Here is a 15,740-nt window from a genome sequence, read left to right as displayed (position 1 = left end):
ACGCGGGGCGGCTCGCAGGACGCCCCCGCGCCGCGGGGGCGGGGGGTCAGGACTCCTGCGCGGCGGTGCTGCTGGTGGTCACATCGTGCTCGGGCGCGGTCTGTCCGGAGCGGATCAGCTCCAGCCGGCCCATCACCTTGGCCCGCAGATCGCTGGGCACGTCGTCATGGCCGCAGCAGCGCTTGACCAGCTTCTTCACGGCCTGCTCCAGGCCGTACTTCTCCAGGCACGGAGAGCACTCCTCGAAGTGCTGCTGGAACTTGTCCCGGTCGATGTCGGGCATCTCGCTGTCGAGGAACTCGTACAGATGGTCGAGTACCTCACTGCAGTCCGTCTCGTGCGGCTCTCCGCAGCTCATGAGCCCGAGCCTTTCGCTTCGTTCGACTCTCCGGCGCCCGCCGGGACGAGCCCGCGCTCACGGGCGTAGTCCTCCAGCATTCCGCGCAGTTGACGGCGTCCCCGGTGCAGCCGGGACATCACCGTACCGATGGGTGTCCCCATGATGTCCGCGATCTCCTTGTAGGCAAAGCCCTCGACATCCGCGAGATAGACGGCGATGCGGAATTCCTCGGGGATCGCCTGGAGCGCTTCCTTCACATCCGAGTCGGGCAGATGGTCCAGCGCCTGCGACTCGGCGGAGCGCAGACCGGTCGACATGTGCGACTCGGCGCGGGCGAGCTGCCAGTCCTCGATCTCCTCGGCCGCGGAGCGCTGGGGTTCACGCTGCTTCTTGCGGTACGAGTTGATGAAGGTGTTGGTGAGGATCCGGTACAGCCACGCCTTGAGGTTGGTGCCCTCGCGGAACTGGTGGAAGGACGCGTACGCCTTGGCGTAGGTCTCCTGCACCAGGTCCTCCGCGTCGGCCGGGTTGCGCGTCATGCGCAGCGCCGCCGAGTACATCTGGTCGAGGAATTCCAGCGCGTCCCGCTCGAAGCGCGCACTGCGCTGAGCGGTCGTCTCCGCGCCGCTGCCCCGGCCCTCGGGCTGCTCCGCCTGGCCGTAGTCGGTCCCTGCGTCGGTACCGGGAACCGGACCCACCTCCTCAAGTTTCCGGGCAGGACCGAACCCGGTCCCACCAGAATCGGAGGATAGACGACGATCCGGTCCGCCCGCCGCTCGAATCGGAGCGGTCTTGGGGGTGTGCAGCACCGTCCACTCCAGGTCGGACTGCGAAGCGCGGCTCGGGACGGTGGTCGAACCCATGCGGCGGACTTCCTCTCCTAGGCTCTCGGCGCCGGTGCCCCGGCCCTTCTGTCCGCCTTCAACAGCTGGCAAAGCACGGGCATTCCCCCGCCCGTCAGCGCAGCCCCTGTGCCCACTCCACCACCCGGTCCGTGACGATCGTCACTGCCTCGCCCTGGCTGAGCGGGGCCGCCTTCGGCACCGCGAGCCCATGATCGGCGTACGGCACCTCGACCAGGGTGTAGGCACCGCCGGGCGGGAACTCGGCGGGGCGGCCGAAGGGGTCGTTCCCGCCCTGGACGACCAGGGTGGGCACCCCGGCGCCGAGCAGCTCACCGGCGCGGGACTTCTCCGGCCTGCCCGGCGGGTGCAGCGGGAAGCTGAGCGCGAGCACGGCGGCGGCGCCCAGTTCCAGGGCCGTACGGCAGGCGACCCGGGCGCCCGCGCTGCGGCCCCCGGCGATCACCGGCAGCCCGCGCGCGGCGAGGGCCGGCCACAGGCCCCGCCAACCGGTGTCCAGGGTCTTCGGGGCCGGGGCGACCTTCTTCCCGGCGACCCGCCAGGGCTGCTCCACCAGGGCGACGGTCACGCCGTGGGCCGGCAGGACGGCGGCGAGGGCCACGAGGTCGCGGGCGCCGATGCCGCCGCCCGCGCCATGGCTGACGGCGAGCACCAGGCGCTCCGCGCGCGCCGGGTGCCAGGTGATCCGGGCGGGACCGGCGTCGGTACCTACGGTCTCGACGGTCTCGACGGTCTGGGGGGTGTCGGGGGTGCCAGGGCTGTCGGGGGTGCCGGGGCTGTCGGGGGTGTCGTCGCCGTCGGTCATGCCGGTGCCTGTCCGTTCGTTGCGTCGTTGCTGGGCGTGGGCGGCGGCTGTCCGTTCGTTGCGTCGTCGCCGGGCCTGGGCGGCGGCGGTGCGTTCCTTCCGTCGCCGTCGGGCCTGGGCGACGGTCCGTTCGTTGCGTCGCCGCTGGTCATCGTCGGCGGCTGTCCGTTCGTTCTCTCGCCGCCGTGTCCGTCGCCTCCGGTGATCTTCCCTCACCGGGCGGTCAGAACAGCGTGCCCTCCTCGGGGGCGGCGAGTTCCTTCAGCAGTTCCGGGCCGTTGTTGCGGACGTTGCTGACGGCGGTGGAGACCGGGTAGGCGCGCATCAGGCCGGGCGGTGGCGGGGCCAGCAGGGAGCGCAGGTCCTCGGGGTCGGTGCGGGTCGGGTCCAGCCAGTCGTCCCAGCGGTCCGGGGTGAGCATCAGCGGCATCCGGGGGTGGATCTCGGCGAGCACGTGGGGCCCGTCGGCCGGGGACACGGCGAGGGGGCTCGTCTCCGCCTCGGTGGTGATCACCGAGCAGGTCACCCACCAGGCCCCCGGGTGCTCGTCGGGCAGGGTGCGGTCGCGCCAGAACTCGTACAGCCCCGCCATCGCGAAGACCGAGCCGTCGGCGGGGAGCACGAAGTAGGGCTGCTTGCGGGGCCGCTTCTTCCTGCCCTCGACCTCCAGCTCCCGCTCGTCCTTGCCGGTGACCCACTCGTAGTAGCCGTCGGCGGGCAGGATGCAGCGGCGGGTGGCGAAGGCGCGGCGGAAGGACGGCTTCTCGTGCACGGTCTCCGCGCGGGCGTTGATCATCCGGGCGCCGCCCTCGGGGGTCTTGGCCCAGGACGGCACCAGTCCCCACTTCAGCTTGCGGAGCTGGCGAACCGGACGAGGGTCCTCCGCGTCTTTGAGGGCACGGTCCAGGACCGCGTAGACCTCTTTGGTCGGGGCGACGTTGTAGTCGGGCGCGAGGGTCTCCTCCGGCTCCCACTTCTCGACCTCAAAGATTCCTGCGAGATCCTCGGGCCTACGACTCGATGCATACCGTCCGCACATACGTGCCACACTGCCAGATCGGCCAGGGAGACAGGGAGCGCCCCGGAAACATGGGCACCACGGACACCACCTCAGCCGCCTCCCTCTGGGACCAGCTCACCGGCACCCAGCCCGCCCCCGACCTCTGGGTGGTGATCGGGACCCTGCTGCTCGCCCTCGTGGTCGTCGTCCCGCACGTCCCCTGGCGGATATCCCGGAACGCGATCACCATCGCCCACGAGGGCGGCCATGGGCTGGTCGCCCTGCTGACCGGGCGCACGCTCACCGCCATCCGGCTGCACTCGGACACCAGCGGGCTGACCGTGAGCCGGGGCAAGCCGCACGGCATCGGCATGATCCTCACCGCCGCCGCCGGCTACACCGCCCCGCCGCTGCTCGGGCTCGGCGGCGCCGCCCTGCTCGGCTCCGGCCGGATCACCCTGCTGCTGTGGCTGGCGACGGGCCTGCTGCTGGCGATGCTGGTGATGATCCGCAACGCGTACGGCGTGCTGACGGTGTTCGTCAGCGGGGCCGCGTTCCTGCTGGTGTCCTGGCTGGCCGGGCCCCAGGTGCAGGCCGCCTTCGCGTACGCGGTGGTGTGGTTCCTGCTGGTGGGCGGGGTGCGCCCGGCCTTCGAGCTCCAGGCCAAGCGCTCGCGCGGCGGCGCGGGCGACTCGGACGCGGACCAGCTCTCCCGGCTCACCCATGTCCCGGCGGGGCTGTGGTTCTTCCTGTTCCACGCGGTGTCGCTGTGCTCGCTGATCGGCGGCGGGCGGTGGCTGCTGGAGGTGTGAGCGACGCGGGGGCGGGGGACGGGCCGGCGGACGACGTGACGGACTGCCGTGACCGTTCCCCCGGCAGATTCCCGGGACAGATACCGACGATCCCTCCCCGCCCCGCCGTGGAGGCAAAACACCGCCCACCCCACCCCTTATAAGGTGGGTGTATGGCCCCCAACACCACGCACACCGCCCTCTGGCCCGCCCCGCACGCGAGCGGAGCCGTCGACGCGACGGTCCACGTGCCGGGGTCCAAGTCGGTCACCAATCGCGCCCTGGTGCTCGCCGCCCTCGCCTCCGAGCCCGGCTGGCTGCGCCGCCCGCTCCGCTCCCGCGACACGCTGCTGATGGCCGGTGCCCTGCGCGCAATGGGCGTGGGCATCGAGGAGACGGTGTCGTCCAGTTCCTCGGTCGCGGGGGGCTCCGGCGAGGCATGGCGGGTGCTCCCGGCCGGGCTGAGCGGCGACGCCACCGTCGATGTCGGCAACGCGGGCACGGTGATGCGGTTCCTGCCGCCGGTCGCCACCCTCGCCGACGGCCCCGTCCGCTTCGACGGCGACCCCCGCTCCTACGAGCGTCCCCTGCACGGCGTGATCGACGCCCTGCGGGCGCTGGGCGCCCGGATCGACGACGAGGGGCGGGGCGCGCTGCCGCTGACCGTGCAGGGCTCGGGGGCGCTGGACGGCGGGCCGGTGGAGGTCGACGCATCCTCGTCGTCGCAGTTCGTCTCCGCGCTGCTGCTGTCCGCCCCGCGCTTCAACCAGGGGGTGGAGGTCCGGCACATCGGCTCCACCCTGCCGTCGCTGCCGCACATCCGGATGACGGTGGACATGCTGCGCGCGGTCGGCGCCCAGGTGGACACCCCGGAGGCGGGCGGCGAGCCCAATGTCTGGCGGGTGACGCCGGGCGCGCTGCTCGGCCGCGATCTGACCATCGAGCCGGATCTGTCCAACGCCCAGCCGTTCCTGGCGGCGGCGCTGGTGACCGGCGGCAAGGTGACCATCCCGGACTGGCCGGCCCGCACCACCCAGCCGGGCGACCGGCTGCGGGAGATCTTCACCGAGATGGGCGGCGCCTGCGAACTGACCGACTACGGACTGGAGTTCACCGGATCCGGTGCCATCCACGGGGTGGACGTGGACCTGGGTGAGGTCGGTGAGCTGACCCCCGGGATCGCGGCGGTCGCGGCGCTGGCCGACTCCCCCTCCACCCTGCGCGGGGTGGCCCATCTGCGGCTGCACGAGACGGACCGGCTGGCCGCGCTCACCAAGGAGATCAACGAACTCGGCGGCGATGTCACCGAGACCGCCGACGGACTGCGCATCCGCCCGCGCCCGCTGCACGGCGGGATCTTCCACACCTACGAGGACCACCGGATGGCCACCGCGGGCGCGATCATCGGCCTGGCGGTGAAGGACGTACGGATCGAGAACGTGGCGACGACGGCGAAGACCCTGCCGGACTTCCCCGAACTGTGGACCGGGATGCTCGGGGCGTAGGGACCACGCCATGCGCCGCTACGGCAAGCACACCGACGAGGACGACATCCGCTCGCGCCCCAACCGCAAGGGCAACCGGCCGCGCACCCATATCCGCCCCAAGCACGAGGACGCGGCCGAGGGCATGGTCCTCACGGTCGACCGGGGCCGGCTGACCTGTCTGGTCGAGGACCGCACGGTGCTGGCGATGAAGGCCCGTGAACTGGGCCGCAAGGCGGCCGTGGTCGGCGACCGGGTGGCCCTGGTCGGCGATCTCTCCGGCACGAAGGACACCCTGGCCCGGATCGTCCGCATCGAGGAGCGCACCTCGGTGCTGCGCCGCACGGCGGACGACGACGACCCCTATGAGCGGGTGGTCGTCGCGAACGCCGATCAGCTGGCGATCGTCACCGCCCTCGCCGACCCCGAGCCACGCCCCCGCCTGATCGACCGCTGCCTGGTGGCGGCGTACGACGGCGGTCTCGAACCGGTCCTGGTGATGACCAAGTCGGACCTGGGCTCCCCGGACACCCTGCGGGAGCTGTACGGCGACCTGGACATCCCGTTCGTCGTGACCAGCCGGGAGGAGCTGGAGAGCGGGGCGGCGGTGGAGCGGGTCGCGGAGCACTTGGCCGGGAAGGTGACGGCGTTCATCGGGCACTCCGGCGTCGGCAAGACCACCCTGGTCAACGCGCTGGTCCCGGCCGACCGGCGACGGCTGACCGGCCATGTCAACGCGGTGACCGGCCGCGGCCGGCACACCACCACCTCGGCCCTCGCCCTGCCCCTGGCCGGTTCCGGCGGATGGGTGATCGACACCCCGGGCCTGCGGTCCTTCGGCCTGGCCCACATCGATCCCTCCCGGGTCATCCTCGCCTTCCCCGACCTGGAGCCCGGCACCGTGAACTGCCCGCGCGCGTGCAGCCACGACGAGCCGGACTGCGCGCTGGACGAGTGGGTCGCCGAGGGTCACGCGGATCCGGCCCGGCTCTACTCGCTGCGCCGGCTGCTGGCCACCCGGGAGCGCCGGGAAGGTGACTGACCTTGGCGTTGTTTGATCCCTTCAAGGTCCGGTAAGGGCATAATCGCAACAGCCGTACCCCAAGCCCGAAAAAAGCCGAATACATCCGACCACACCCGAGCACGGCCGAACACATCTGACAAGCGGTCACAGAAGGTCACGGAACGCGGAGTTACGGGAGGATTGCACATGGCGTGGCTGCTGGTCATCGTCGCGGGGCTGCTCGAAACGGGCTTCGCGGTCTGTCTGAAGCTGTCCCACGGCTTCACCAGGCTCTGGCCGACCGTCGCCTTCTGCGTCTTCGCGCTGGGCAGCTTCGGTCTGCTCACCCTGGCCCTGAAGAAGCTGGACGTGGGCCCGGCGTACGCGGTGTGGACCGGGATCGGCGCGGCCGGTACCGCGATCTACGGGATGGTCTTCCTCGGCGATCTGGTCTCCACCCTGAAGATCGTCTCGATCAGCCTGGTGGTCATAGGGGTCATCGGCCTCCAGCTGTCGGGGTCGGCGCACTGAGTCGCGGCGGCTCGGCGGGCTGAGTTTCGGCGGCTCGGGCGGACCGCGTTGCAGCGGCTCGGCGGACTGAGCTTCGGCGGCTCGGGCGGACCGGGTTCCGTCGCGGTGTCCTCAGCCGCCCTGGCGGGACAGCGCGCCCCGGATGAGCCCGGCGACCCCGCCCTCCCCGGGGGGCGCGGCCACGCAGGACAGCGCGAGCCGCACCGCCAGTTCGCAGGAGCGGGCCAGTTCGGCGGGGTCGCCGGGGTGGCTGTGGTGGGCGGTGGACAGGACGGCGACGGCCCGGTCCCGGACCAGGGTCACGAAGTCCCCGGGTGAGGGCAGCGGACCATCGGCCCGGCGCTGGGCGGGGACGGCCGAGGACGAGGGCACGGCGGCGAGGGACGGGGTGGGCAGCCGTTCGCTCCAGCATCCGGTGAGCATGGCTTTGACCAGCGCGTTCTTCCGGGCGGCCAGGGTGGTCCACTCGGCGGTGGCGGTGAGCCGCTCCCGGGCGTCGAGCGGGGTGGCCAGCGCGCGTTCCACCCCGGCGAGATAGCCGTCGGCCTCGCGGCGGACCAGGGCGCGGGCCAGACCGTCCTTGCTGCCGAACTCGTTGTAGAGCGTCTGCCGGGACACCCCGGCCGCCGCGGCCACATCCACCATCCGCACCGCGGGCCAGGGCCGCCGGGCGAGCGCGGTGTAGGCGGCGTCGAGCAGGGATTCCCGAGCAGCAGGCATCATCGCCTCCCATGGGATCGACACTCCCGCACAGATTTGACGCGCCGGGGTGAGGTGTCAAGGGTCCGCGCAGCGCGGGCACCCCGGGAACGGACCCTCCGGGCGAGCCCGTTGCCCGTCCCGGGTGATCCGCGTGACACGCCCCGCCGCGCCCGCCCCCCGTGGCCCGCAGCCCTCCCCGGCAGATAGCGTGCGGGTATGCCCGACTATCTCGACGATCTCCGGCTCGCCCACGTCCTCGCGGACGCGGCGGACGCGACCACCATGGAACGGTTCAAGGCGCTCGACCTCAAGGTGGAGACCAAGCCGGACATGACCCCGGTGAGCGAGGCCGACAAGGCCGCCGAGGAGCTGATCCGCGGTCAGCTCCAGCGCGCCCGGCCCCGGGACGCGGTGCTCGGCGAGGAGTTCGGCATCGAGGGCACCGGTCCGCGCCGCTGGGTGATCGACCCGATCGACGGGACCAAGAACTATGTGCGGGGCGTGCCGGTCTGGGCGACGCTGATCTCCCTGATCGAGGCGGCCGAGGGCGGCTACCGGCCCGTCGTGGGGCTGGTCTCGGCACCCGCGCTGGGCCGTCGCTGGTGGGCGGCGCTGGGGCACGGGGCCTTCACCGGCCGCAGTCTCACCTCCGCCGGCCGGATCCATGTCTCCGCCGTCTCCACGCTCGCGGACGCCTCCTTCGCGTACTCCTCGCTGTCCGGCTGGGAGGAGCAGGGGCGGCTGGCCGGGTTCCTCGATCTGACCCGGCAGGTGTGGCGCACCCGCGCGTACGGCGACTTCTGGCCGTACATGATGGTGGCCGAGGGCGCGGTCGATCTGTGCGCCGAGCCGGAGCTGTCGCTGTGGGACATGGCGGCGAACGCGATCATCGTCACCGAGGCGGGCGGCACCTTCACCGGGCTCGACGGGCGCCCCGGCCCGCACAGCGGCAACGCCGCCGCCTCCAACGGCCCGCTCCACGACGAACTGCTCGGCTACCTCAACAATCGCCGCTGACCCCCTGCGCCCCCGCCGCCACTCCCACCCTTCGTGACTCCACGCGCCCCGCGGCGGGCGGTGCGCGCCCCCTTGTTGACTCCCCCTTTGCCTGCGACTCTGAAGGCACCCACCCTTGTGAATTTGTGAAACGATGAACGAATGAACCGCATCAGCACATGAACCGGATAGACCGGTGACCCGATGAACCACATCGGTCCCACAGGGGGCGGGGATCCTCAAGGAGGTGGCTCCAGCCCATGCTCGTCCGTGACGCCATGAGCACCGTGGTCCTCACCATCGGCCCCGACCACACACTCCGCCAGGCCGCCGCGCTGATGTCCGCGCGGCGGGTCGGCGCGGCGGTGGTCCACGATCCCGATGCCGACGGGATCGGCATACTCACCGAGCGCGACATCCTCAACTCCGTCGGTCTGGGCCAGGACCCGGACACCGAGCGCGCCCACGCCCACACCACCACCGATGTCGTCTTCGCCGCCCCGGCCTGGACCCTGGAGGAGGCGGCCCACGCGATGTCCCACGGCGGCTTCCGGCATCTGATCGTGCTGGAGCGCGGCGGACCGGCCGGGATCGTCTCGGTCCGCGACATCATCCGCTGCTGGGCCCCGCACCACCAGGGCGTGCCCGCGTAGCCACGGAGTGTCCGCCTGACCGGCCGATGTCCCCGTCGGACGCCGAAGCGGGCCGGGCTCTCCGGGCTCCCCGGGATCTCCAGGCCCTCCGGGCTCCCGGGAATCCGGCCCGCCACCGCGGCAAGCGGTCCGTCGTCTCCGGCGCGCGGGGCGTCGGAGGCGACGGACCGGGGTGCCGTCAGCGCCTGCCGCCAGGCGCTGCCTCAGCCGCTACCGCCAGCCGCTGTCGTCAGCCCCGCAGTGCCTGGACCGCGGCCTCCAGCCGCTTGCCGAAGTCGTCGTCCGCCCGGCGGAAGTTGGCGATGGCGCGCTCGGCGATGTCCTCGCGCGAGACACCCGCGATCGAGCCGGCCAGATGGGCGATCAGCCGCTCCCGCTCGCCCTCGGACATCAGCCGGTAGAGATCACCGGCCTGGACGAAGTCGTCGTCCTCGGCGTGCGCGGGCGCCGGGTGCTCCCCGGTGACCCCGCTGACCTGGGTGGCCGCCCAGAGCGGGCGGCCGGTCTGGTGCGGGCCGCCGAAGCTGTTCGGCTCGTAGTTCTTGGCGCCCTTGTGGCGGCCGTCGTAGAGAAGGCCGTCCCGCCCGTGGGTGCGCGCCTCGGTGGCGTGCGGCCGGTTCACCGGGAGCTGGTCGGCGTTGATGCCGACCCGGTAGCGGTGGGCGTCGCCGTACGCGAACAGCCGGGCCTGGAGCATCTTGTCCGGGGACGGGCCGATGCCGGGCACCAGATGCGCCGGGGAGAAGACGCTCTGCTCGACCTCGGCGAAGACGTTCTCCGGGTTGCGGTTCAGCTCCAGCCGCCCGATGGTGACCGGCGGATAGTCCGCGTGCGGCCAGACCCGGGTGAGGTCGAACGGGTTGAACCGGTACGTGGCCGCGTCCGCCGCCGGCATGATCTGCACCTGCACGGTCCAGCTCGGGAACTCCCCGCGCTCGATGGCCTCGCGCAGATCCCGCTGATGGGAGTCGGGGTCTCGCCCGGCGAGCAGCTCGGCCTCGCCTGCGGTGAGGTTCTTGATCCCCTGGTCGGTCTTGAAGTGGTACTTCACCCAGAAGATCTCACCGGCGTCGTTGGTCCACTGATAGGTGTGCGAGCCGTAGCCGTTCATGTGCCGGTAGGACGCCGGGATGCCCCGGTCGCCGAACAGCCAGGTCACCTGGTGCGTGGCCTCCGGGCTGAGCCCCCAGAAGTCCCATACGTTGTCCGCCTCCTGGGAGCCGGTGTACGGGTCGCGCTTCTGGGTGTGGATGAAGTCCGGGAACTTGATCCCGTCCTTGATGAAGAAGACGGGGGTGTTGTTGCCGACGAGGTCGTAGTTGCCCTCCTCGGTGTAGAACTTCAGCGCCCAGCCGCGCGGGTCGCGCACCGCGTCCGCCGCGCCCAGGTTCCCGGCCACCGTCGAGACCCGCAGGAAGACCTCGGTCTCCTTGCCGACCTCGGAGAGAAACGCCGCCCGGGTGTACGGGGTGACATCGGCCGTCACCGTGAAGGTGCCGTAGGCGCCGGCCCCGCGGGCGTGCACCACCCGCTCCGGGATGCGCTCCCGGTTGAAGTGGGCGAGCTTCTCCAGCAGGAGCTGGTCCTGGATCAGCAGCGGACCGCCGATGCCGGCCGCCTCGCTGTTCTGGTTGTCGGAGACCGGGGCCCCGGCCTCCGTGGTGAGCGGTCCCTGCGTCACGTCCGCCTCCAGCTGCGCTTCTGTCACTGTCCTGGCCATGACCGGCGTACCCGGCCATGCCTGGTCATGGCGGTGTCCTGCCCATGACCCAAATCCGTAATCGATCCTACAATGGACTAAGTCCAAGTCAAGCAGCGCTCTAAAGCCACACCTATTCAGGACCTGGGCCCCTTGCTGTTAAGGTGGTCTGCATGAGTGACCTTCTGGAACGGCTGCGCGGACGCGGATGGCGGATGACCGCGCAGCGGCGCGTCGTCGCCGAGGTGCTCGCCGGTGATCATGTCCATCTGACCGCCGACGAGGTGCACGCCCGTGCCGTGGCCAAGCTGCCCGAGATCTCCCGGGCGACGGTCTACAACACCCTCGGCGAACTGGTCTCGCTCGGCGAGATCCTTGAGGTCAGCACCGACAAACGGGCCAAGCGCTACGACCCCAACGCCCACCGGCCGCACCAGCATCTGGTGTGCGCCCAGTGCGGCGCGATCCGGGACGTGCATCCGACCGGCAATCCGCTGGCCGACCTCCCCGACTCCGAGCGCTTCGGGTTCACGATCTCGGACGTCGAGATGACGTTCCGCGGCATCTGCCCCAACTGCGCGAGCGCGTAACCCCGGCGGTCCGCGAGCGCGCGACGCCCCTGGTCATCTCCACGAAGGCCCCGGCACCTCACAGGCGCCGGGGCCTTCGGCATCCCGGGCGCGGGCGCCGGTACCGGACCGAAACACGGCCGTAACCACAGAAACACCGAGGGCCGGAACCCTGATCGGGTTCCGGCCCTCGGCCTTGAGTAGCGGGGACAGGATTTGAACCTGCGACCTCTGGGTTATGAGCCCAGCGAGCTACCGAGCTGCTCCACCCCGCGTCGGTGAATGCAACGTTACGTCACCGGGGACCGGCGAGGCAAATCGCCGTGCCGACGTCGGTTCGGGAGCTACCGAGCAGTCGGGTTCGGCCGCGCGTATCTCCAGGCGCGCACCAAGGCACCACCAAGCGTCAACCACATGCACCCCATCCATCCCTCAAGAGATGAGAATCCTCTCCTCTTTCAGGCAACTGTTCGATTGGACTGGACAATCACCCCATGAAGAGGCTTCGGAAAGCCAATCTGGCGATCACCGTGGTCGCGACGCTGGCAGGGGCCGGGATGGTGGTGGGAAAGGCCCTGGTGGACCAGGGACGGCCGCTGGATCTGGGGCCCTCGATCGAGGTACGGAACCCGAGCGCGGGCACCACCCCGTCCGCCTCGCGGTCGGCGCCACCGAAGTCGCCGCACGGGCCCTCGTCCTCCCCCCTGACCCCCACGGCCACCCCCACCAGCACGGCCCCCACCCTGCTGCCCGCCCCAAAATCCCCCACGCCCCCGGCCTCCACCGAGCCCCCGGGCGGACGGCCCGTCCCCTCGCTCACCCCACCCCGCAGCAGCGAGGACCCCTCCACCGCACCGCCCCCGGCCGACGACGATGACGACGACGGAGCCGGCGGATCGGACGACGACGGAGGCGGAGACTGATCGCCATGCGGCGGCACACCGCCAGCGCGCGATCGAAGATCGTCGGCTGGATGCTGCTCCTCGTGGGCGCGGCACTCGCCCTGCCCACCATCGGTATCACCGTGGTGTGGCAGACCCAGCTCGACGACCAGATCGACGCCCAACTACTGCGCGAGGGCGAGAAACTCCGCCAGTTCGCGGCGAGCAGCGAGCAGCCGGGCACCGGTCCGCGCTATCCGGACGGGGCGTCCCTGCTGACCGCGTTCATGACCATCAATCTGCCCAACCGTGAGGAGACCTTCTTCAGCATCGTCGACGGCCAGGCGGACCGCCGCAGCTCCGCCTCGGCCCCGGCCCGGCTGGACCGCGACCCCGAGGTGGTGGCGCTGCTGTCCGCGCTGCCCGCCGACCGCGCCCGGGTCGGCTGGCTGACCGACGCCTCGGTGGGCCGGGTCCGCTACGGGGTGATCCCGGTCCGGGTGGCCGGCGACCCGCACGATGTCCGGCTGGTGATCCTGGAGTTCCGGGACCGGCAGCTCTCCGAGGAGCGGCGGGTCGCCAAGATGCTGCTCGGCACCGGGTTCGGCGCGCTGGTGCTGGCGGGCGGGGCGAGCTGGCTGGTGGCGGGGCGAATCCTGGCCCCGGTCCGGCTGGTGCGGCACACCGCCGCCCGGATCAGCGAGTCCGACCTCACCCAGCGCCTCGATGTGCGCGGCGACGACGACGTGGCCGCGCTCGCCCACACCTTCAACCGGATGCTGGACCGGCTGGAGCACGCCTTCACCGCCCAGCGGCGCTTCCTGGACGAGGTCGGGCACGAACTGCGCACCCCCATCACCGTCGTCCGCGGCCATCTGGAACTGCTGGATCCCGGCGGGCCGCCACGCGTCGGCTGGGATGTGGCGGTGGCCGAGCGGGCGGCGACCCGCGCGCTGGTCCTGGACGAACTCGACCGGATGAGCCGGATCGTGGACGATCTGCTGCTGCTCGCCAAGGCCGAACGGCCCGACTTCCTGAACATCGGCGAGACCAACCTCACCGATCTGATCGTGGATGTCGTCGCCAAGGCCCGCGCGCTCGGCGACCGCTACTGGCGGGTGGCGGCCGTCGCCGAGGCCACCGTGCTGGTCGACGGCCAGCGGCTCACCCAGGGCCTGATCCAGCTCGCCGCCAACGCCGTACGGCACACCCTGGACGGCGATCTCATCGAGATGGGGTCGGCGATCCGGGGCGACAGGGTGCTGCTGTGGGTGCGCGACACCGGTCCCGGGGTCGGCCCGATGGACCGGGAGCGGATCTTCGCCCGGTTCGCCCAGGCCGGCCCCGGCTCCGCGGGCGGGGCGCCCGACGGCAGCGCGGGCGCGGGGATCGGGCTGGGCCTCGCGATCGTCCGTGAGATCACCGAGGCGCACGGCGGCGTCGCGTGGGTGGAGGACGCGACGACCGGCGGCGCCCGCTTCGTACTCGAACTTCCGGCGTACTACCCCGGCCAGGAAGGACACCATGCACCGGATTCTCATAGCGGAGGACGAGGCGGGAATCGCCTCCTTCGTAGAAAGGGGCTTACGCGGACATGGCTTCACTACCTCCGTAGTGGCTGACGGTCTGTCGGCCTACGAGCAGGCCCGCTCCGGCGACTGCGATCTGATGATCCTGGACCTCGGGCTGCCCGCCGTCGACGGACTGACCGTGCTGCGCAAGCTGCGCGAGATGCGGGTGACCCTGCCCGTGGTGATCCTCACCGCCCGCGACAGCGTCTCGGACGTCGTGGCCGGTCTGGAGGGGGGCGCGGACGACTACATCTCCAAGCCGTTCGCCTTCGAGGAACTACTCGCCCGGGTACGGCTGCGGCTGCGCGCGGAGGGCGGCCCGGAGTCCTCGCTGCTGCGGGCGGGCGATCTGGTGCTCGATCTGCGCACCCGGCGCGTCCATGTCGACGGCCGGGTGGCCGAGCTGTCCGCCCGGGAGTTCGCCCTCGCCGAGGTCTTTCTGCGCAACCCCGACCAGGTCCTGACCCGCGAACAGCTCCTCAGCCGGGTCTGGGGCTTCGACTACGACCCCGGCTCCAACATCGTCGATGTCTACGTCCGCTACGTACGGCGCAAACTCGGCCCCGACCGGGTGGAGACCGTACGGGGGGTGGGGTACCGGCTGCGAGCCTGACGCGGCGGCTCCGAGCTGGCATTACGTGAGTCTGCGTCACGTTTACGGGTCGCTGTCACCGCGCTCCGACAACGTTGTCCAAGCGGTGAGAACTCTCTCACCGTGATCTCACAGCCGACTCATCGCCCACGCGCATGCTTCCGGGCCAGGACACCGCCCCCCGGTGTCCCTCCCCCCTACCGGCGGCCCCGGTGGTGTCAGCCCGCGGCTGCCGATTCGCAGATCCGGCCTGGAGCACACTCATGAAGAAACTGCTCGACAACGCACGGACCTTCCACGACCGCATCGCCCCCCAGCGCGAGACCTTCCTGCGGTTCGCCGCCGGACAGAGCCCGAGCACCCTGTTCATCACCTGCTCCGACTCCCGTGTGGTGCCCGCGCTGATCCTGCGCACCGGCCCCGGCGAGGTCTTCGAACTGCGCAACGCCGGCAACATCGTCCCGCCCTACGACCCCGACCGCTTCTCCGGCGAGGCCGCCACCCTGCAATACGCGGTGGACGTGCTCCAGGTCGAGGACGTCGTCGTCTGCGGCCACTCGCACTGCGGTGCCATCGGGGCCGTGGCCAGCGGGCAGGACCTCGCGGCACTGCCCAGCGTGGACCGCTGGGTCTCCTTCGCCCGGCCCGGCCTCGGGCCGCTGCTGGACACCCCGCCGCAGGACCCGGCGATGGCCGCGTTCGTCCAGCGCCATGTCGCCGCCCAGCTCGACACCCTGCGCGGCTACCCCGAGGTGGCCTCCGCGGTGGCGGCCGGACGGCTGCGGCTGCACGGCTGGTACTACCGCGTGGACACCGCCGAGGTCCTCGAACTCGACGACGGTGACGGCGAGTTCCACCTCCACTGACCCGGGCGCCCAGCCCGGTGAAACGAGCGGCAACCCGGGCCGGACGCTCCTACCGGATCCGGCCTCCTCCTCTCCCCCCATCCCCGCCCCCCACAGACGCATCCGGCCCCACCGCCCCGTGCGCCCCGCCCCGGTCCCTGCCGGGTCGGGGGCGCCACCGGCACACCTCGCGCGGCCACCGGGACCTCCCGGACCCGGCCCGGCGCGCACGGGCCCCACCGGCTCCCGCCGGCCCCGCCGGTCTCTCACCGGCCCGGCGCCGGATGCGGCGAAAGGATCGAACACTGTGTCAAACGACCGAGTACGTCTCGGCAGTTCCGGAAAGCACGCGCGGCGGAGCGCGGGCTCCCGCAGTGGCGGCGGCGGTGGTGCCCCCGCTGTCGCGAGCGAGCCC

17 protein-coding genes and 1 tRNA gene are annotated in these 15,740 nt (G+C 71.7%); 11 read left to right on the top strand and 7 right to left on the bottom strand.

Translation table 11 applies throughout. The features are described 5' to 3' along the window. Positions 1 to 46: 46 nt before the first annotated feature. The 4 genes from rsrA to ABZX40_RS02280 form a co-directional block, all read right to left on the bottom strand. Positions 47 to 358, bottom strand: coding sequence for a mycothiol system anti-sigma-R factor (gene rsrA / locus ABZX40_RS02295; protein ID WP_355749124.1), 312 nt, complete (start codon positions 356 to 358; stop codon positions 47 to 49). Further along, entirely contained in the window at positions 355 to 1,038 is a 684-nt protein-coding gene (sigR, locus tag ABZX40_RS02290) for an RNA polymerase sigma factor SigR (protein WP_355749121.1), read from the bottom strand. The genes rsrA and sigR overlap by 4 nt, the downstream gene beginning before the upstream one ends. A gap of 259 nt (positions 1,039 to 1,297) precedes the next feature. Continuing rightward, positions 1,298 to 2,008 (bottom strand): alpha/beta family hydrolase, encoded by a 711-nt coding sequence (locus tag ABZX40_RS02285; RefSeq protein WP_355749118.1) that lies wholly within the window; start codon positions 2,006 to 2,008, stop codon positions 1,298 to 1,300. Positions 2,009 to 2,231: 223 nt separating this feature from the next. Beyond that, a complete protein-coding gene (locus tag ABZX40_RS02280) occupies positions 2,232 to 3,047 on the bottom strand; it encodes an SOS response-associated peptidase (RefSeq protein ID WP_355749115.1) in 816 nt (271 codons plus the stop codon). Positions 3,048 to 3,097: 50 nt separating this feature from the next. On the opposite strand from ABZX40_RS02280, the gene ABZX40_RS02275 reads away from it, so the two are divergent. From ABZX40_RS02275 to ABZX40_RS02260, 4 genes are all read left to right on the top strand, one after another. Then, entirely contained in the window at positions 3,098 to 3,820 is a 723-nt protein-coding gene (locus tag ABZX40_RS02275; protein WP_355749112.1) for a M50 family metallopeptidase, read from the top strand. A gap of 152 nt (positions 3,821 to 3,972) precedes the next feature. Further along, positions 3,973 to 5,304 carry a 3-phosphoshikimate 1-carboxyvinyltransferase gene (aroA, locus tag ABZX40_RS02270; RefSeq protein WP_355749109.1) on the top strand — a complete coding sequence of 444 codons (1,332 nt, stop codon included), beginning with the start codon at positions 3,973 to 3,975 and terminating at the stop codon, positions 5,302 to 5,304. A 10-nt stretch (positions 5,305 to 5,314) separates the two neighbouring features. Next, on the top strand, positions 5,315 to 6,325 hold the full coding sequence (gene rsgA, locus ABZX40_RS02265) for a ribosome small subunit-dependent GTPase A (protein ID WP_355749106.1): 1,011 nt from the start codon (positions 5,315 to 5,317) through the stop codon (positions 6,323 to 6,325). 168 nt (positions 6,326 to 6,493) lie between these two features. Further along, positions 6,494 to 6,817, top strand: a complete 324-nt coding sequence (locus ABZX40_RS02260) for a multidrug efflux SMR transporter (protein WP_355749103.1) — start codon at positions 6,494 to 6,496, stop codon at positions 6,815 to 6,817. A gap of 111 nt (positions 6,818 to 6,928) precedes the next feature. On the opposite strand, the gene ABZX40_RS02255 is transcribed toward ABZX40_RS02260, so the two are convergent. After that, positions 6,929 to 7,540, bottom strand: a complete 612-nt coding sequence (locus ABZX40_RS02255) for a TetR/AcrR family transcriptional regulator (protein ID WP_355749100.1) — start codon at positions 7,538 to 7,540, stop codon at positions 6,929 to 6,931. Between the two features lie 195 nt (positions 7,541 to 7,735). Here ABZX40_RS02255 and hisN point away from each other — a divergent pair, with 195 nt between their 5' ends. Together hisN and ABZX40_RS02245 are read left to right on the top strand one after the other, a co-directional pair. After that, positions 7,736 to 8,536: a histidinol-phosphatase gene (hisN, locus tag ABZX40_RS02250; protein ID WP_355749097.1), complete on the top strand. Its 801-nt coding sequence runs from the start codon at positions 7,736 to 7,738 to the stop codon at positions 8,534 to 8,536. Between the two features lie 239 nt (positions 8,537 to 8,775). Next, positions 8,776 to 9,168: a CBS domain-containing protein gene (locus tag ABZX40_RS02245; protein WP_355749095.1), complete on the top strand. Its 393-nt coding sequence runs from the start codon at positions 8,776 to 8,778 to the stop codon at positions 9,166 to 9,168. Between the two features lie 229 nt (positions 9,169 to 9,397). Here the strand turns inward: ABZX40_RS02245 and ABZX40_RS02240 are convergent, their stop codons facing one another. Next, positions 9,398 to 10,849 carry a catalase gene (locus ABZX40_RS02240; protein ID WP_355749092.1) on the bottom strand — a complete coding sequence of 484 codons (1,452 nt, stop codon included), beginning with the start codon at positions 10,847 to 10,849 and terminating at the stop codon, positions 9,398 to 9,400. Between the two features lie 191 nt (positions 10,850 to 11,040). Here ABZX40_RS02240 and ABZX40_RS02235 point away from each other — a divergent pair, with 191 nt between their 5' ends. After that, entirely contained in the window at positions 11,041 to 11,457 is a 417-nt protein-coding gene (locus tag ABZX40_RS02235; RefSeq protein ID WP_355749090.1) for a Fur family transcriptional regulator, read from the top strand. A 180-nt stretch (positions 11,458 to 11,637) separates the two neighbouring features. Here ABZX40_RS02235 and ABZX40_RS02230 read toward each other — a convergent pair. After that, positions 11,638 to 11,711: transfer RNA gene (locus ABZX40_RS02230), tRNA-Met, on the bottom strand. Between the two features lie 219 nt (positions 11,712 to 11,930). Between ABZX40_RS02230 and ABZX40_RS02225 the strand changes: the two genes are divergently transcribed. From ABZX40_RS02225 to ABZX40_RS02210, 4 genes are all read left to right on the top strand, one after another. Further along, positions 11,931 to 12,359 carry a hypothetical protein gene (locus tag ABZX40_RS02225; protein WP_355749087.1) on the top strand — a complete coding sequence of 143 codons (429 nt, stop codon included), beginning with the start codon at positions 11,931 to 11,933 and terminating at the stop codon, positions 12,357 to 12,359. Between the two features lie 5 nt (positions 12,360 to 12,364). Next, complete coding sequence (locus ABZX40_RS02220; RefSeq protein ID WP_355749084.1) at positions 12,365 to 13,939, top strand: HAMP domain-containing sensor histidine kinase; 1,575 nt, start codon at positions 12,365 to 12,367, stop codon at positions 13,937 to 13,939. Further along, complete coding sequence (locus ABZX40_RS02215) at positions 13,842 to 14,501, top strand: response regulator transcription factor (protein ID WP_355749081.1); 660 nt, start codon at positions 13,842 to 13,844, stop codon at positions 14,499 to 14,501. Before ABZX40_RS02220 ends, ABZX40_RS02215 begins: the two co-directional genes overlap by 98 nt. Before the next feature lie 242 nt (positions 14,502 to 14,743). Beyond that, a complete protein-coding gene (locus tag ABZX40_RS02210) occupies positions 14,744 to 15,346 on the top strand; it encodes a carbonic anhydrase (protein WP_355749079.1) in 603 nt (200 codons plus the stop codon). Positions 15,347 to 15,740 lie beyond the last annotated feature (394 nt).

This window comes from Streptomyces sp. NPDC004610, from assembly GCF_040609715.1.
GTDB lineage: Bacteria > Actinomycetota > Actinomycetes > Streptomycetales > Streptomycetaceae > Streptomyces.
The sequence above is the reverse complement of the archived record's forward strand: the minus strand, read 5'-3'. Positions and strand labels throughout refer to the sequence as shown.

Coding starts and splice junctions, on each gene's coding strand:
- ABZX40_RS02245 (WP_355749095.1), top strand. CDS start 8,776: ATGCTCGTCCGTGACGCCATGAGCACCGTGGTCCTCACCATCGGCCCC.
- ABZX40_RS02210 (WP_355749079.1), top strand. CDS start 14,744: ATGAAGAAACTGCTCGACAACGCACGGACCTTCCACGACCGCATCGCC.
- ABZX40_RS02275 (WP_355749112.1), top strand. CDS start 3,098: ATGGGCACCACGGACACCACCTCAGCCGCCTCCCTCTGGGACCAGCTC.
- ABZX40_RS02280 (WP_355749115.1), bottom strand. CDS start 3,047: ATGTGCGGACGGTATGCATCGAGTCGTAGGCCCGAGGATCTCGCAGGA.
- rsgA (WP_355749106.1), top strand. CDS start 5,315: ATGCGCCGCTACGGCAAGCACACCGACGAGGACGACATCCGCTCGCGC.
- rsrA (WP_355749124.1), bottom strand. CDS start 358: ATGAGCTGCGGAGAGCCGCACGAGACGGACTGCAGTGAGGTACTCGAC.
- ABZX40_RS02225 (WP_355749087.1), top strand. CDS start 11,931: ATGAAGAGGCTTCGGAAAGCCAATCTGGCGATCACCGTGGTCGCGACG.
- ABZX40_RS02255 (WP_355749100.1), bottom strand. CDS start 7,540: ATGATGCCTGCTGCTCGGGAATCCCTGCTCGACGCCGCCTACACCGCG.
- ABZX40_RS02235 (WP_355749090.1), top strand. CDS start 11,041: ATGAGTGACCTTCTGGAACGGCTGCGCGGACGCGGATGGCGGATGACC.
- aroA (WP_355749109.1), top strand. CDS start 3,973: ATGGCCCCCAACACCACGCACACCGCCCTCTGGCCCGCCCCGCACGCG.
- hisN (WP_355749097.1), top strand. CDS start 7,736: ATGCCCGACTATCTCGACGATCTCCGGCTCGCCCACGTCCTCGCGGAC.
- ABZX40_RS02220 (WP_355749084.1), top strand. CDS start 12,365: ATGCGGCGGCACACCGCCAGCGCGCGATCGAAGATCGTCGGCTGGATG.
- ABZX40_RS02260 (WP_355749103.1), top strand. CDS start 6,494: ATGGCGTGGCTGCTGGTCATCGTCGCGGGGCTGCTCGAAACGGGCTTC.
- ABZX40_RS02215 (WP_355749081.1), top strand. CDS start 13,842: ATGCACCGGATTCTCATAGCGGAGGACGAGGCGGGAATCGCCTCCTTC.
- ABZX40_RS02285 (WP_355749118.1), bottom strand. CDS start 2,008: ATGACCGACGGCGACGACACCCCCGACAGCCCCGGCACCCCCGACAGC.